The organism is Streptomyces sp. NPDC006265 (assembly GCF_040613555.1).
GTDB lineage: Bacteria > Actinomycetota > Actinomycetes > Streptomycetales > Streptomycetaceae > Streptomyces.
Window position 1 is genome coordinate 1 of sequence record NZ_JBEXSH010000121.1, and the last position, 14,939, is coordinate 14,939.

The following is a 14,939-nucleotide window of genomic DNA, read 5'->3' on the forward strand; positions in this document are numbered from 1 at the left end:
CCGTACTTGCGGCCGATCAGCTGCCGGTAGCGGCCGGCGGTGGCCGCGTCGCAGATCTCCGCCGTCGCGGGCACCTGGTCGCCGGTGGGGTTGCCGCGCAGGTCGCAGGGCCCGACCAGCACGTCGGCACGGTTGCGGATCCGCTTCACCTTCCAGGAGTCGGCGGGGGTCCACACGCCCAGCGCGTCCCCGTCGCGTACCACCCAGACCGGGGTGGCGACCGGCGTGCCGTTCTTGCGGTAGCTGGTGACCAGCAGGTACTTGCCCGCGCCGAGTGCGTCCAGCGTCCTGTCGTCCATGGCGGGAAGTGTACGAGCGTGCCCCCGGGTTCAGCGCAGCGCCGCCGCCATTCTCCGTACGCCCTCCGTGAGAACCTCCCGCGAGGTCGCCAGGTTGAGGCGGGCATGGCCGGTGCCTCCGGTGCCGAACGGAAGACCGGAGCTGAGGGCGACCCGGCCGCGTCGCAGGAAGACCTCCGTCGGGTCGTCACCGAGCCCGAGGGCGCGGCAGTCGAGCCAGGCCAGGTAGGTGGCGTCGCCCGGCCGGTAGCGGATCGCGGGCAGGTGCTCGGCCAGCAGGTCCGCGAGCAGCCGCCGGTTGCCGTCGAGGCCGGCCAGCAGGGCGTCCAGCCAGGTGACGCCGTCGCGCAGGGCGGCGGTGTGGGCGATGGCGGCGAGGTGACTCGGGCCGTGCCCCACCTCCTCGGGCATCCGCTCCAGGTCGGCGGCGGCACCCGGCCCGGCGATCGCGAGGGCGGCCTTGAGCCCGGGCAGGTTCCAGCCCTTCGAAGCCGACATCAGCGACAGGCCGCGCTCGGCGCCCGGCACGCTCAGATACGGCACGAAGCCGGCGTCGCCGAGCACGAGCGGGGCGTGGATCTCGTCGGCGACGACGCGCACGCCGTACCGCTCGGCGAGCCCGGCGACGGCGGACAGCTCCTCGGCGGTGTGCACCGTGCCGGTCGGGTTGTGGGGGCTGCACAACAGGTGGGCGGCCTGCCGCCCGTCCGCCACGGCCTGCCGGAAGGTTTCCTCCAGGACACCGAGATCGATCCGCCCGTCCGCCCCGAGCGGGGCCTCGGCCACCCGCCGGTCCATGTGCTCGACGAACATGTAGAACGGCGGGTACACGGGCGGGTTGACGACCACCGTGTCGCCGGGACCGGTGACCAGTTTGATCATCTCGACGACGCCCAGCATGACGTCGGGCACGATCGCGGTGCGCTCCACCGCGAGCCCGTCCCATCCCCACCGCTTCCCGGCGAAGGCGGCCAGGGCCTCCGCGTAGGCGGTGCCGGCCGGGTAGCCGGTGTCGCCGAGGTGGAGTGCGTCGGTGGCGGCACGCACGACGGGATCGGCGAGCGGCACGTCCATCTCGGCCACCCACAGCGGCAGTACGTCCTCCGGGTAGGTGCGCCACTTCATGCTGGTGCGCTGCCGGAGCCGGTCGAGGGTGAGCGCTTGCAGGGGATTCGGTTCACCGGACGTCTCGTGCGGGATCCTGGTCATGGGCACACGATAGGGGGCTGTGCGGTGAGCGGGAATCTTGTGGACGGGGAGCGGGGCGGGGCGGCGGGCGCGTTCCTGGAGGTCGCCTGCGACGAGTCGGGATCGGACGGCGAGAACCTCACCGGCGGGAACACGGACGTGTTCGCGCACGCAGGCGTCTCGCTGTCCGTGGCGTCGGCCGCGGCGACGGTACGGGAGATCCGGGACCGGATCCGGTCGCCGGCCGAGGAGTACAAGGCGAACCACCTGCTGCGGGAGAAGCACCGCGCGGTGCTGGAGTGGCTGCTCACGCCGCGGGGCCCGATCCACGGGCAGGCACGGGTGCACCTCATGGAGAAGACGTTCTTCGTGGTGGACCGGACCCTCGGCCTGCTGCTGGACGACTCGGCAGAGGCGGCCGTGCTGTTCCGAGCGGGGTCCCGGGCCTTCGGGCAGGACGGCTGGCGGGCGTTCCTGGAGGCGGCCAACCAGCTGCTGCGGGTCCGCCAGGACGGGGACCCGGTGGACGCCTTCTACGACAGGGTCGACGCCCTGCGCCGGACGCACCCGCGGACGGACGCGGCCAGGATCCTGGAGCGGCTCGCCGCGACCCGGCCCCGCGCGGTGTCCTACCGGAACGGGTTCCTGGCCGGGCCGCCGCTGATCCCGTTGCTCAACCCGCTGCTCCCGGCGATCGTGCGGACGGCGGCGCTCTGGAGCCGTGACGGGCGGCCGGTCCACCTCGTGCACGACCGGCAGAACATGCTGACGCCGGACCGCATCGCGTGGATCGAGGGGACGGCCCGGCGGGCCGGGATCGGCCTGGTGGGGCTGCGGCTCGTCGTCGCGCGGGACGACGCGCGGGTGCAGGTGGCGGACTTCCTCGCCGGGATCGCCCGCAAGATCGCCTCCGACGAGCTGAACGGCCGTGGTGACCCGGCGCTCACCGCCCTGCTGCGGCCCTATGTCGACCCCGGCTCGGTGTGGGGCGACGCGCGCAGCGGGGCCCTGCTCGCGGCCCCGGTCGCCGGGTGAGACCGAAGAGATCACCGGTGCGCTGAACGCGGTACGGCTCCGGCCCGTATGGATGAAGGGCACTCAACTCAAGGAGGGCCCCGCGGTGTTCACACCGTGATGTTCGGGTTCGGGAGCCATGCATGAGGCACGCACGACGACGGGTCGTCCGGCGAGTGACACGGCTGGCGGCCGTCGGCGGACTCCTCCTCGGAGGAGCGATGGTCACCAACGCCGTGGCGAGCGAGCCCGCGACCCCGTCCATCGGCGTCCCGTTCACCGCGCCGCCGGCGACCGGTGAGGGCACCGACCTGGTGTCCCGGCTGGGGAACTCCCGCACCGCCGGCAGCTGGGTCGACAAGGCCGGGCGGCCGGTCGTCGCGGTCACCGACGACAAGGCGGCAGCCGAGGTGAAACGGGCCGGCGCGCAGGCCAAGATGGTCGAACACAGCATGAGCGACCTCAAGTCCGCGGCGGCGACGCTGCGTTCGGCGCCCCGGGTCTCCGGAACGTCGTGGGCCCTGGACTACAAGAGCAACCAGGTGGTGGTGCGTGGCGACAGCACCGTCTCCTCCTCCGACTGGTCCCGGATGACGGAGGTCGCCGAGGGCATCGGATCGTTCGTGCGCATGGAGCGCTCCGAGGGCACGTTCACGACGCGGGTCAACGGCGCGCAGCCCATCCTGTCGACCGCCGGGCGCTGTTCGGCGGGGTTCAACGTGACCGACGGGAAGAGCGACTTCATCCTCACGGCCGGGCACTGCGGGCCCGACGGTTCCGTCTGGTTCGCCGACGACCGTGGCCGGGACCAGGTCGGCACGTCACTCAAGGGGAGCTTTCCCGGCGACGACTACTCCCTGGTGAAGTACGACGGCGGCCGTGCGGGCAAGGGCGCGGACGTCGTCGTGGTCGGCGACGGCAAGGGTGTGCGGATCACGGGCGTCGCCGACGCGGAGGTCGGGCAGAAGATCTTCCGCAGCGGCAGCACCAGCGGGCTGCGCGAGGGGGAGGTGACCGCGCTCAACGCGACGGTCAACTACCCGGAGGGCACGGTCACCGGCCTCATCGAGACGAACGTGTGCGCCGAACCTGGCGACAGCGGAGGCCCGATGTTCGCCGACGGTGTCGCGCTCGGCGTGACGTCGGGCGGCAGCGGGGACTGCACGGCGGGTGGTACGACGTTCTTCCAGCCGGTGACGAAGGCGCTGACCGAGCTCGGGGTCAAGCTGATCGTGGCGAAGCCGTCCGGCGGCACGGGTGCCGCTCCCGCGCCGTCGGCGTCGCAGGGCGCGGCCTCGCCGGGTTCGTCGGCGCCGATCACGGGCACGGACGTGTCGACGCTGCTGAGCCGCCTCACCGACCCGCGCAACGTCGGTCCTGGCATGCTCGTCATCGGGGGCAGCCTCGTCGCGCTGGTGGCGACCCGGTGGATCCGAGCGGAGCAGGACCGCAAGGCGTACCGGCAGCACTACTCGGCCACTTGGGGATGACGGCGCCGGTGGCGGGCGGGCGTGTGGCGTGCCCGTCAGCCCAGCGTGAGCAGCACGGTCGCGATGCCCGCCCCCAGCAGTCCCACCGCCTGACGGCAGCTGATCCGCTCGTGCAGCAGGGCGAGGCCGAGCACCACGGGAAGGGCCGGGTAGAGGGAGGCCAGGACCACGGCGACGGCGAGCAACTGCCGCTGGGCGGCGAGCAGATACAGCACGAGGCCGAGGGCTGCTCCGGCCCCGATGAGGACGGCCTGGGCGCAACGGACCGGCTGCAGCTTCAGCCGGCGGGCGTGACGCGCGGCGTCGGGCAGGAGGACGAGGACGGCGGCGACCCGGCCCGCGGCGACGGGCCACAGGCCGCTGCCGGGTCCGGCCTGGCCGAGGGCGAGGTACTGCACCGCGACGCCCAGGCTGGCGATCAGTCCGTCCCCGGTTCCCTTCCCCGCCCCGCTCCGGCCACCGGCGACGAACCACAGCGCGGGCACCGTGACGGCGATGCCCAGCCAGGCGACGGCGCCCGGACGGTCGCCGAGGACGAGGACCCCGCACAACACCGACAGCGCGACCCCGGTGACCGCACTCACGGGCACGACGACACTCATGTCGCCCCGGCTCAGCCCTCGGTTGAGGAACCACATGGCGGTGCCGCTGCCGACGCCGGACAGCGCGCCCCACAGCAGGTCGGCCGAGTGGACGGCGTCGGCGGGCAGCAGCAGCGCGGCGGCACAGGCGAGCAGCAGCCCGCCCAGCTGGCCGAGGAAGGTGACGGCGGTGTGATGTGCGCGCCGGGACAGCAGACCGCCGGTGAAGTCAACGATGCCGTAGACGACGGCCGAGGAAAGTGCGAGAAGGGCACCCATTGATCAGGGGTGCCCTTCGACGAGGGTCCGATGTGTCGGCGGGTCGGGACGAAGGTCAGGCCGCGGGCGCCGGTTGCGGGGCCGCGGCGGCCCACTCCAGGACGAGCCGCTGGTATACCTCACGCTGCTCGACGCTCAGTGTCCCGCCCGACCGGCGCCACAGCGCGCGGATCTCCTCGTTGACCTCGTCAGCCGATCGCTCGGATGATGATTCAACAGTGGTGGACATGCTGTGAAGCATACGTCGCCGCACGTGAAGGCAGTGTGAGTAATCACGACCTAAACGATCATTTCGGACAGTGTTGCTGATCACGTCCATCTCCTGGTAAACGTGAGGCTGTTCACATCAGCCACCTGCGAGTACCTTTCGCCACCCGGACATTCGCCGCCGTTCACGCTTCGGCCGATCCCAGCACCAGAACCTTGATGGCCAGCACGGCCGCGCCACGGGCCCAGTCGTGGAAATCGGACACCTTCGTCTCCAGGTCGACCGGAGCGGCCAGCGGGTGCCGGAGGTCACGCACGGTCTCCTCGACCGTCTTCCCGGCCACGTCCATCAGCCCGACCCCCTCCCCCGCGAGCAGGATCTTCTGCGGCATCACGAAGTTGGAGATCTGCGCGACGAGCGTGCCCAGGGCACGTGCGGCCTCGTCGACGACCCGGGCGGACATCGGGTCCCCCGCGGCGGCCAGGGAGAGGATCTCCTCGTAGGTGCGGTCACCGCCGGTGGCGGCCCGGATCTGGTAGCGGATGCTGGGGATGGTCAGCAGCGAGACGGCGCTGCCGCGCCTGCCGTCGGGGGTGAGCGGCCCGTTGGAGTCGACGATCCAGTGCCTGCCGAAACCGCGGTCCTCCTCCGCGAAGGGCACCCGCCTGCCGCCCAGGACGAGCCCGTAGCCGAGGCCGGCGCCGATGGTGAGGACGACGAAGCGGTCGAGGCCGCGTCCGGCGCCGAACCAGGTCTCGGCCTCGACCAGGGCGGCGACGTCGTTCTCGACGACCACCGGCAGCCCGGTGCGCTCCTCGACCAGGTCGGCCAGTGGGACGTCCCGCCACAGCAGGAAGGGGGACTCGCCGACCACGGCGCGATCCTGGACGAACCCGCCGACCCCGATGCCGATACCGGCGAGGCGGGGGTGGTCCGTGGCCAGTTCGGCGGTCATCTCGGCCAGGACGTCGGCGACTTCGGCGGGGTCGTGGGTGGTGAGCGGGTGGTCGTGGCGGGCGACGATATGGCTGCGGAGGGTGGTGACGACGCCGTAGACCGTGTCCTCGGTGATCTTGAAGCCGAGGAAGAAGTCCGAGTCGGCGACGACGTCCAGCGGCTGGGAGGGGCGGCCCTGGCGCGTCTCCGCGGGCGCCCCCGCCTCGGGCACCTCGACGAGCAGGCCCGACTCGATCAGGGGCTTGGTCAGCCGGGTGAGACTGCCGGCCGACAGGCCCAGCCTGCGGGCGAGTTCCGTGCGCGACAGCGGGCCGTGGACGAGCACTTCGATCGCCACGGAGCGCTCGCCCGCGCTCAGCGGCAGCCAGCCGGCGGTGCCGTCGGTCATGGAGGTCCGACTCCCCTCACCCATTTTTTTCGCACTGAAACCAACATGACCACTCTAGGCCGATGAAGGTTCTTGGGAAAAGATGTTTGCCCGCCTCTTGACGTAGCAATTGTTTCGCACCAAAAGTAAGTCCCGCCAGAGGACGAGCCGCCGCAGCGAGGGAGTCTCCCGATGACCATCGCCTCCAGCAGTCCTCCTTCACGTCTGCCCACGGGCGGCGCGGCGGAGGCCCCAAGCAGGACCGGGACACGACAGGGGGTGTCCGGCGAGGACCGGGGGGACGGCCGGCTGGCCGCGCTCTTCATCGCCCCGGCCCTGCTCGGTTTCCTGGTCTTCCTGCTGTGGCCGACGCTCCGGGGCATCTACCTGAGCTTCACCCGCTTCAACCTGCTGACGCCGGCGGAGTGGGTCGGCCTGGACAACTACGTCCGCATGGTCAACGACCCCATCTTCTGGGACTCCCTGTGGGTCACCGTCGAGTACGTCTTCATCAACATCGGCGTCCAGACGGTCGCGGCGCTCGCCATCGCCGTCCTGCTCCAGCGGCTGACGCAGTCGGCGATGCTCCGCGGGCTCGTACTGACGCCGTATCTGATGTCGAACGTCGTCGCCGGCCTGGTCTGGCTGTGGATCCTCGACACCCAGCTCGGCATCGGTAACGAGATCATCAGCGGCCTCGGTGTGGACCGCATCCCGTTTCTCGCCGACGAGACCTGGGCGATCCCGACGATCGCGCTCATCAACGTGTGGCGGCACGTGGGGTACACCGCCCTGCTGCTGTTCGCCGGCCTCCAGGCCGTCCCGGGCGACATGTACGAGGCGGCCCGGGTGGACGGCGCGAGCGAGTGGCGGATGTTCTGGCGGATCACCATGCCGCTGCTGCGGCCGGTGCTCGCGGTCGTACTGATCATGACGGTGATCGGGTCGTTCCAGGTCTTCGACACCGTCGCCGTGACCACCGCCGGCGGCCCGGCGAACGCGACCAACGTCCTGCAGTACTACATCTACGGCTCGGCGTTCGGCCGCTTCCAGTTCGGCTACGCCTCGGCCATGTCCGTCGCCCTGCTGGTCGTGCTGAGCGCGATCACCGTCCTCCAGTACCGGCTCACCCGGGCCGGCCGGACCGACCTCGGCTGAGAAGGGAGACACCGCCATGGCTACCGTGACGACAACACCGCCGACCACTCTGCGGCCGGTCCGGCGCAGGTTCCCCTTCGGGCGGGCCGCCGCCTGGACCGTGATGGGACTGATCGTCCTCATCACCCTGCTGCCGTTCTACTGGATCCTGCGCACCGCGCTGTCCACCAACGCGGGCCTGAGCGCCGACCCGACCAACCCCCTGCCGGTCGACCTGACCACCAGCGGCTTCGAACGCGCCCTGGGACTGCAGTCGACCGAGGAGGCCGTCGCGCAGGGCGGCGCGGGCGGCGGACTGGACTTCTGGCGCTACCTGCTCAACTCGGTGCTGGTCTCGACCCTGATCACCGGCTGCCAGATCTTCTTCTCCGCGATGGCCGCCTACGCCTTCTCGCGGCTGCGCTGGCGGGGCCGGGACAAGGTGTTCGGGCTGTTCCTGGCCGGGATGATGGTGCCGGCCATCTTCACCCTGCTGCCGAACTTCGTGCTCATCAAGCAACTGCACCTGATCGACACGCTCCTGGGCATCGCACTGCCCACCATGTTCATGACGCCGTTCGCGGTGTTCTTCCTGCGGCAGTTCTTCATGAACATCCCCAAGGAGGTCGAGGAGGCCGCGCTGCTCGACGGTGCCGGGAAGGTCAAGATCTTCTTCCGGGTGGTGCTGCCGATGGCGTCCACGCCGATCATCACGCTGGGTGTGCTGACGTACATCACCTCCTGGAACGACTACTTCTGGCCGCTGATGGTCTCCTACAGCGACAGCTCGCGGGTGCTGACCGTGGCGCTGGCGGTCTTCCGGGCGCAGACCCCGGCAACCGGCGTCGACTGGTCCGGGCTCATGGCCGCGACGCTGATCGCCGCGCTGCCGATGCTGGTGCTGTTCGCCTGCTTCGCCCGTCGGATCGTCAGCTCCATCGGCTTCACCGGGATCAAGTAAGGGGACTGTGATGCGAATTCGACTTCGTCCGCTCGTCGCGGCAACCGGAGCGCTGGCGCTGTCCCTGGTCAGCGGGTGCGCGCAGGGAGGCGCCGGCTCCTTGGCCCATACGGTCACGTACTGGCTGTGGGACGCCAACCAGTTGCCCTCCTACCAGGCGTGCGCCAAGGGCTTCGAGAAGGAGAACCCCGGTCTGAAGGTGAAGATCACGCAGTTGGGCTGGAGCGACTACTGGACCAAGCTCACCGCCGGGTTCATCGCCGGCACCCAGCCGGACGTGTTCACCGACCACATCCAGAACTTCGGCCAGTTCGCCGATCTGAAGGTCCTCGAGCCGCTCGACGACCTCGGCATCGAGGACTCCGACTACCAGCCGGGCCTCGCCGCCAACTGGGTCGGCCAGGACGGCCACCGCTACGGCGCTCCGAAGGACTGGGACACCGTCGCGCTGTTCTACAACCAGAAGCTGACCGAGGACGCCGGCCTCACCGCGGAGCAGCTGAACGACCTCTCCTGGAACCCGAAGGACGGCGGCACCTTCGAGAAGGCCGTCGCCCACCTCACCGTCGACAAGAACGGCAAGCGGGGCGACGAGGCGGGCTTCGACAAGAACAACGTCAAGGTCTACGGCATGGCCTCGGGCGGCGGCGGGTTCGGCGACGGCCAGACCCAGTGGAGCACCTTCGCCGCCTCAGCCGGCTGGAGCTACCTCGACAAGCCGCGCTGGGGCACGAAGTACCAGTACGACAGCAAGATCTTCCAGTCCGTCGTCCAGTGGTACTTCGGGCTGGCGAAGAAGGGCTACATGCCGCCGCTGTCCGACTACAACGTCCAGTCCAACCAGGCGAACACCCAGGTCGCCGCGGGCAAAGCGGCCACCGCGTTCGACGGGGCCTGGATGATCTCCACCTACGCGGGCTTCAAGGGCAAGGACATCAAGACCGCCCTGACGCCGGCCGGCCCGACCGGCAGGCGCGCCACGATGATGAACGGCCTCGCCGACTCCATCACCAAGGCCTCCAAGAACAAGGCGGGCGCCCGCAAGTGGGTGGCCTATCTGGCCTCGGACCGCTGCCAGACCGTCGTCGGCACGTCCGGGGTCGTCTTCCCCGCCACCCCGGCCGGGACCGAGGCGGCCGTCGCCGCGTACCGGAAGAAGGGCATCGACGTCTCGGCGTTCACCGAGCCCGTGGCCGACAAGAAGCGCTTTTGGACCTTCTCCTATCCGATCGCCCGCTACTCGGCGGACATGACCGCCTTGATGGCACCCGCGATGGAGGACATCTACGGCAACGGCAAGCCCGCGAGCAGCCTCGACCAGACCAATGAACAGATCAACCTGATCCTCTCGCAGTGATCCCCCACCAGTGAAGGGCACGCCTTACATGACGTTCTCCATCGGCATCGTCGGCGCCGGACAGTTCTCGGGCCAGTTCGCCACCCTGTTCCAGGCCCACCCCGGCGTCGGCGACGTCTACGTCACCGACCTGCTGCCCGAGCGGGCCGCGCAACTCGCCGCCACCCAGGGGCTGGCGGGCACCTTCCCGTCGTACCAGGCCATGCTCGAGTCGGAGGACGTCGACGCCGTCGCGATCTTCACCCAGCGCTGGACGCACGGACCGCTGGTGCTCCAGGGACTGAACGCCGGCAAACACGTGTACTCCGCCGTCCCCATGGCCATCAGCACGGAGGAGATCGCGGCGATCATCGACGCGGTCAGGGCCACCGGGCTGACCTACATGATGGGCGAGACCAGCGAGTACAACCCGGCCACGGTCCACGCCCGCAACCAGATCGCCGAGGGCGCCTTCGGACGGCTCTTCTACGCCGAGGGCGACTACGTCCACGACATGGACCTGGGGTTCTACGAGGCCTACCAGTACAGCGGCGGCGAGAACTGGAAGGCGACCGCCAGCTATCCCCCCCTGCTGTACCCGACGCACGCGGTCGGCGGGGTGCTGGGCGCTTGGAAGACGCACGCGGTGAGCGTGTCGGCGATCGGCGTCGTCGACGACCGGGGCGACGGCGTCTTCGACAAGGACGTCAGCCAGTTCGGCAACGACGTCTCCAACGCCACCGCGCTGTACGAGGTGGCGGGCGGCGGCTCGTTCCGTACGAACGAGTTCCGGCGGGTCGGCTACCCCTCGCACATACGGGAGTCGCGCTTCCGCTTCTTCGGCACCGAGGCGAGCATGGAACAGCTCGCCACGGTCGCCCTGTGGCAGGACAAGAAGGGGGTGCAGGACATCAGCGAACTGCTGGAGCCCAAGCCCACCATGGCGCCCGACGACCCGTCGCTCCAGCACATCGCGCCGGAGCTGCGGGCCGCCTTCACCTCCGGGTCGGCGCCCGTGCACGACCGCGCGCGGCTGCCGAGGGAGTTCGACCACCTCCACAACGGCCACGAGGGCAGCCACCACTTCCTGGTGGACGACTTCGTGACCGCCGTCAACGCCCGCACGCTGCCGTCGGTGAACGCGTGGGTGGCCGCCCGCTACACCCTGCCGGGCATCATCGCGCACGAGTCGGCGCGGCAGGGCGGGGTCAGGCTGGAGATCCCGGACTTCGGGGCCGCGCCCCAGTAGGAGACGCCGCAAGCGAGCCGGGTGCCTGGGATCAGGTGCCCGGCTTGCGGCCGTAGACGAAGACGTCGTCGCCCTTCTTCAGCAGCGACCAGTACTTCTTGGCGTCGGTCTTCGTCATGTTGGTGCAGCCGTGCGAGCCCGGCGGGTTCCACATGCTGACGCCGACCGAGTGGAAGGCCTGGCCGCCGTCGAAGAACTGCGCGTAGGGCATGGGCACGTGGTAGATGGACGACACGTGGTCGATGTTGCGCCAGTAGATCTTCTTCAGGCCGGTGCGGGTCTCGTACCCGTCGCGGCCGGTGCGGACCGGCACGGGGCCGTAGACGAGCTTCTTGCCGTCCTGGATCCAGCTGAGCTGGAGCGTCAGGTTCACACAGGCGATCCGGCCCTTGTTCACCGGGCACTTGCCGTCCTTGTTGGGGATCTTCCCGACGGCCTTCTGCTTCTGCATCAGGTCCATCACGCCCCAGGTGACGGAGCCGGCGTAGCCGATGTTCGGGGAGATGCCGTGCTTGGTCTGGAAGGCGCGGATGGCCTTGCAGTCGGCGGCGGACTGCTTGCCGTCGACCGGACGGCCGAGGAACTTCTCCACCTTCTTCTGGTACGGGCCTGCCTGTGTGGTGCAGCTCGCGGCCTGGGCCGGTGCGGCTCCGAGTGCGAGCGTGAGCGGTGCCACCAGAGCGGTGATCCCCAGTGCGACGGCGCTCCGTCTGCGTACGTCCCCCATGGCTGGTCCTGCCCTTTCACGAAAGCGGTTCTTCGGTGTCTGCCAGCTAGACGGGCGGGGACCGGTTCCGGTTGTGCAGGAGGCCGCGCCGGGACGGAACAGTGACATTCCTCATGGAACGGCCCGGGACCGCACGAAGCGGTGGACAGGCGAAACCTATGCCGTAAGTTGCGCATATACGTTTACAACGTAAGGTTACAGACATGACGTAGCAGTTCTTCCAGCCGCACGGAGCACGTGATGATCGAGACGCCCTCACCGACAGCACCGGATCTCCGTCCGAGGTGTGACCCGGCGGCCGTGGCGGCGCTGGAGTCGCCTCGGGTGATCGTGCTCGTGCCCGCCTACAGGGAAGTGGACTCACTCCCCCACGTGCTGGAGGCCCTGCTGGGGCAGACGCGGCCCGCGGACCGGGTCGTCGTGACGCTCGATCCGCACCAGGACATCGGCCGCACCGCGGAGCTGGAGCGGATCGCCCACGCGGCCGGGGCCGAGGTCTGGCATTCGGTCGGCAACCGGCACAAGAAGGCCGGCAACCTGAACGGGGCACTGGGCAGACTGCTGCCGTACCTCTCCGATCAGGACGCGCTCCTCGTCCAGGACGCCGACACCTATCTGGATCCCCACTTCATCGAGGTGACCCTCAGGAAGATGGGCCAGGGGTTCGGCGCGGTGGGCGGCAATTTCCGCGGTCGCTCCGGCGGCAGGCTGTGCGGGGCGTTCCAGCGCAACGAATTCGCCCGGTACGCGCGGGACACCGCGCGGAAAAGGGGCAAGGTGCTGTGCTTGACCGGCACCGCGTGCCTTTTCCGGGCCGGAGCCCTGAAAGACGTCCTCAAGGCGCGGTCATCGGGCCGGCTTCCCGCGGCCGACGGTGTCTACGACACGAAGGCGCTGACCGAGGACAACGAACTCACGCTCGCCCTCAAACATCTCGGCCATCGGATCGTCGCCCCGACACCGGCCACCATGACCACGGAAGTCATGGAGACCTGGCGGGCGCTTGCCAAGCAGCGGCTCCGCTGGAAGCGCGGCGCGCTGGAGAACCTGATCGACTACGGCCTCACCCGTTACACGACGGAAGGCTGGGCCCGACAGCTCGTGGCTTTCCTCGGAGTGTCCGTGTCGACGGCCTACATAGCGTCCGTCATCTACTTCCTCGCCGTCGGCTCGGGGATGCGCATCGCTCCGTTCTGGATCGCCTTCACGGCGTTCTACGCCATCGAGCGGGCGGTCACCGTGAAAACGCGCGGCTGGCGTGTGTCGGTCGCCTCGTTGCTGGTCCTGCCGGAGTGGGTCTACGACCTGTTCCTCCAGGCCGTCCACCTCCGCGCGCTCGCGGACACGGCCCTGCGAAGGGACCGCACTTGGTGACACCCGAACGACTCGCCCGCAGACGCACACGACAACTCACCCAAGGAAATTCGCGCGGAGAAGGGAAAGAATCATGGCGAACTATGTAGGTGCCGGCACCACGGCCGGTGGAACCACCGGGGCAGGGCTGCTGCCGGTCACCGGGGGCCCGGGAAGTGTCTGGTTCTGGATCGTCGTCTTCGTTCTGGTCTCGGCGGGATGCGCCGCACTGCGGCTGATCCCGCGCAAGATCGAGGACGACGCCTGACAAGGTCGCCGAGGCGGGGCCACGGAAGTGGCCCCACCGCACTGAAGGAGGTCAGGAATGCGAAAGGTGATCCGCCTGCTGAGCGTCGGCCTGATTCTCACCGGCCTGACCTTGGGCGGTCTGAGGATCTTCCAGGACCGGCAGGCGGACGACGCCTACGCACACACGCAGCAGACGCTGCGCCATGAGCTTCGGCAGTCGGCCGCACCACCGCAGAAGGCGCGGCAGGAGAAACCCGATCCGCGCGCCGGAGACGCCTTCGCCGTGCTGCGCGTTCCCCGCTTCGGCCGGGAATTCGCCCCGGTGATCGTCGAGGGCGTGTCGCAGGCGGCTCTCGCGAAGGGCCCCGGGCACTTCCCGGAGACGGCGCTGCCGGGCGAGCCGGGCAATTTCGCGGTCGCGGGTCACCGGACGGGGTGGGGGCGGCCCTTCAACAAGCTCCCGGAGCTGAGGAAGGGCGACACGATCGACGTCGAGTGGAAGCGGACCACCTACAGCTACCGGGTCACCCACAGCAAGGTCGTGGAGCCCTCCGACGTCGGTGTCCTCCTTCCTGTCCCCGGCAAGCCGGGGGCTCGGCCCGACAAGGCCAGGATCACCCTCATCACGTGTACGGACCGCGGCTGGGACGGCACGTACGTCCACCGGTTCGTCGTGTGGGGCGAACTCGAAAGGCCATGACGGCGAGAGGCATCTCCACGGAGGAGGCAGGTGATGGTGAACGGCGCGGGGCCGGGCGCCGACGAGGACGGACGCCACGGCAGGCTCAGTCGCGAGCGGGTCCTCGCCGCGGCTCTGGACCTGGTCGATCGCGAAGGCCTCGCGGCACTGACCATGCGTCGACTCGGTGCCGAGCTCGGTGTGGAGGCCATGTCCCTGTACCGCTACGCGCCGGGCAAGACCGCGCTCCTGGACGGCGTGGTGGAGGCCCTGTTCCTGCAGCTGGAGGACCGGCTCGCCCGGGCCCCCGCCCCGGAGACGGCCGCCGCCGGGAGCCCCGAGTGGCGGGCCGAACTGCACCGCATCGCCCGGATCACCTACCAGGTCTGCCTCGACCACCCGGAGGGGGCGCCGCTGATCTTCACCCGCTTCACCGAGGTACCGCTGACGCGCAGGGCGCCGGCGGTCCTCAGGGATCACGAACGCGTGCTCGGCGTCCTCTGGGACGCCGGTTTCGACGAGACCCGTTCCGCCCCGGTCCTGCGCGCCTTCACCGCCTGGGTCCTCGGGTACGTGTCCGTGGAGCTGCGGGCCGTGGTGGACAACCCCAGAGAGCCGGACCCCGCGTTCCGGCTCGGTCTGTACCGCATGCCGTCGGAGGAGCTCCCGAGACTCCGTGCGACCGCACCCGCCCTCGCCGAGCGGGGCGGGCCGGAAGGCCTGGCGGCGGGGCTGGACGCCCTCCTGGACCGCTTCGTCGAGAGGGGCCTGTGAGGCCCGCCGGAGCCCGCTCGCCTCACCGGTAACCGGTGACGTCCGCGGGCTTCCCCGCGTCCTGGACCTCCACGAGGTAACGCCAGGCGTC

At 69.9% G+C, this 14,939-nt stretch carries 16 protein-coding genes; 10 read left to right on the forward strand and 6 right to left on the reverse strand.

The features are described 5' to 3' along the window. The coding region (locus ABZ281_RS12995; RefSeq protein ID WP_356654910.1) for a PPOX class F420-dependent oxidoreductase at nt 1-299 on the reverse strand (299 nt) is incomplete at its 3' end. Between the two features lie 30 nt (nt 300-329). Beyond that, entirely contained in the window at nt 330-1,508 is a 1,179-nt protein-coding gene (locus tag ABZ281_RS13000; protein ID WP_356654912.1) for an aminotransferase class I/II-fold pyridoxal phosphate-dependent enzyme, read from the reverse strand. A 24-nt stretch (nt 1,509-1,532) separates the two neighbouring features. Between ABZ281_RS13000 and ABZ281_RS13005 the strand changes: the two genes are divergently transcribed. Both ABZ281_RS13005 and ABZ281_RS13010 read left to right on the forward strand, forming a co-directional pair. Next, on the forward strand, nt 1,533-2,522 hold the full coding sequence (locus ABZ281_RS13005; RefSeq protein WP_356654914.1) for a hypothetical protein: 990 nt from the start codon (nt 1,533-1,535) through the stop codon (nt 2,520-2,522). Between the two features lie 122 nt (nt 2,523-2,644). Continuing rightward, the gene (locus ABZ281_RS13010) at nt 2,645-3,991 is read left to right on the forward strand and encodes a S1 family peptidase (protein ID WP_356654916.1); all 1,347 of its coding nucleotides are present in this window, start codon (nt 2,645-2,647) and stop codon (nt 3,989-3,991) included. A gap of 35 nt (nt 3,992-4,026) precedes the next feature. Here ABZ281_RS13010 and ABZ281_RS13015 read toward each other — a convergent pair whose 3' ends face one another. From ABZ281_RS13015 to ABZ281_RS13025, 3 genes are all read right to left on the reverse strand, one after another. Then, complete coding sequence (locus ABZ281_RS13015; RefSeq protein WP_356654918.1) at nt 4,027-4,851, reverse strand: EamA family transporter; 825 nt, start codon at nt 4,849-4,851, stop codon at nt 4,027-4,029. A 55-nt stretch (nt 4,852-4,906) separates the two neighbouring features. Further along, nucleotides 4,907-5,092 (reverse strand): hypothetical protein, encoded by a 186-nt coding sequence (locus tag ABZ281_RS13020; RefSeq protein WP_356654920.1) that lies wholly within the window; start codon nt 5,090-5,092, stop codon nt 4,907-4,909. 151 nt (nt 5,093-5,243) lie between these two features. Next, nucleotides 5,244-6,404 carry an ROK family transcriptional regulator gene (locus tag ABZ281_RS13025; RefSeq protein WP_356654922.1) on the reverse strand — a complete coding sequence of 387 codons (1,161 nt, stop codon included), beginning with the start codon at nt 6,402-6,404 and terminating at the stop codon, nt 5,244-5,246. Between the two features lie 171 nt (nt 6,405-6,575). Between ABZ281_RS13025 and ABZ281_RS13030 the strand changes: the two genes are divergently transcribed. The 4 genes from ABZ281_RS13030 to ABZ281_RS13045 are packed head-to-tail and all read left to right on the forward strand — an operon-like array spanning nt 6,576 to nt 11,066. Further along, complete coding sequence (locus ABZ281_RS13030; protein ID WP_356654924.1) at nt 6,576-7,541, forward strand: sugar ABC transporter permease; 966 nt, start codon at nt 6,576-6,578, stop codon at nt 7,539-7,541. 16 nt (nt 7,542-7,557) lie between these two features. Continuing rightward, nucleotides 7,558-8,481 carry a carbohydrate ABC transporter permease gene (locus ABZ281_RS13035; RefSeq protein ID WP_356654926.1) on the forward strand — a complete coding sequence of 308 codons (924 nt, stop codon included), beginning with the start codon at nt 7,558-7,560 and terminating at the stop codon, nt 8,479-8,481. 10 nt (nt 8,482-8,491) lie between these two features. Further along, the gene (locus ABZ281_RS13040; protein ID WP_356654928.1) at nt 8,492-9,838 is read left to right on the forward strand and encodes a sugar ABC transporter substrate-binding protein; all 1,347 of its coding nucleotides are present in this window, start codon (nt 8,492-8,494) and stop codon (nt 9,836-9,838) included. Nucleotides 9,839-9,866: 28 nt separating this feature from the next. Then, nucleotides 9,867-11,066 carry a Gfo/Idh/MocA family oxidoreductase gene (locus tag ABZ281_RS13045; RefSeq protein ID WP_356654930.1) on the forward strand — a complete coding sequence of 400 codons (1,200 nt, stop codon included), beginning with the start codon at nt 9,867-9,869 and terminating at the stop codon, nt 11,064-11,066. Between the two features lie 31 nt (nt 11,067-11,097). On the opposite strand, the gene ABZ281_RS13050 is transcribed toward ABZ281_RS13045, so the two are convergent. Then, on the reverse strand, nt 11,098-11,793 hold the full coding sequence (locus ABZ281_RS13050) for a L,D-transpeptidase (RefSeq protein WP_356654932.1): 696 nt from the start codon (nt 11,791-11,793) through the stop codon (nt 11,098-11,100). Between the two features lie 240 nt (nt 11,794-12,033). Here ABZ281_RS13050 and ABZ281_RS13055 point away from each other — a divergent pair, with 240 nt between their 5' ends. The 4 genes from ABZ281_RS13055 (at nt 12,034) to ABZ281_RS13070 (ending at nt 14,848) form a co-directional block, all read left to right on the forward strand. Further along, entirely contained in the window at nt 12,034-13,167 is a 1,134-nt protein-coding gene (locus ABZ281_RS13055) for a glycosyltransferase family 2 protein (protein ID WP_356654934.1), read from the forward strand. Between the two features lie 73 nt (nt 13,168-13,240). Next, the gene (locus ABZ281_RS13060; protein ID WP_190896304.1) at nt 13,241-13,414 is read left to right on the forward strand and encodes a hypothetical protein; all 174 of its coding nucleotides are present in this window, start codon (nt 13,241-13,243) and stop codon (nt 13,412-13,414) included. Between the two features lie 57 nt (nt 13,415-13,471). After that, the gene (locus ABZ281_RS13065; protein ID WP_356654936.1) at nt 13,472-14,095 is read left to right on the forward strand and encodes a class E sortase; all 624 of its coding nucleotides are present in this window, start codon (nt 13,472-13,474) and stop codon (nt 14,093-14,095) included. A 33-nt stretch (nt 14,096-14,128) separates the two neighbouring features. Further along, a complete protein-coding gene (locus tag ABZ281_RS13070; RefSeq protein WP_356654938.1) occupies nt 14,129-14,848 on the forward strand; it encodes a TetR/AcrR family transcriptional regulator C-terminal domain-containing protein in 720 nt (239 codons plus the stop codon). Nucleotides 14,849-14,939: the final 91 nt, after the last annotated feature.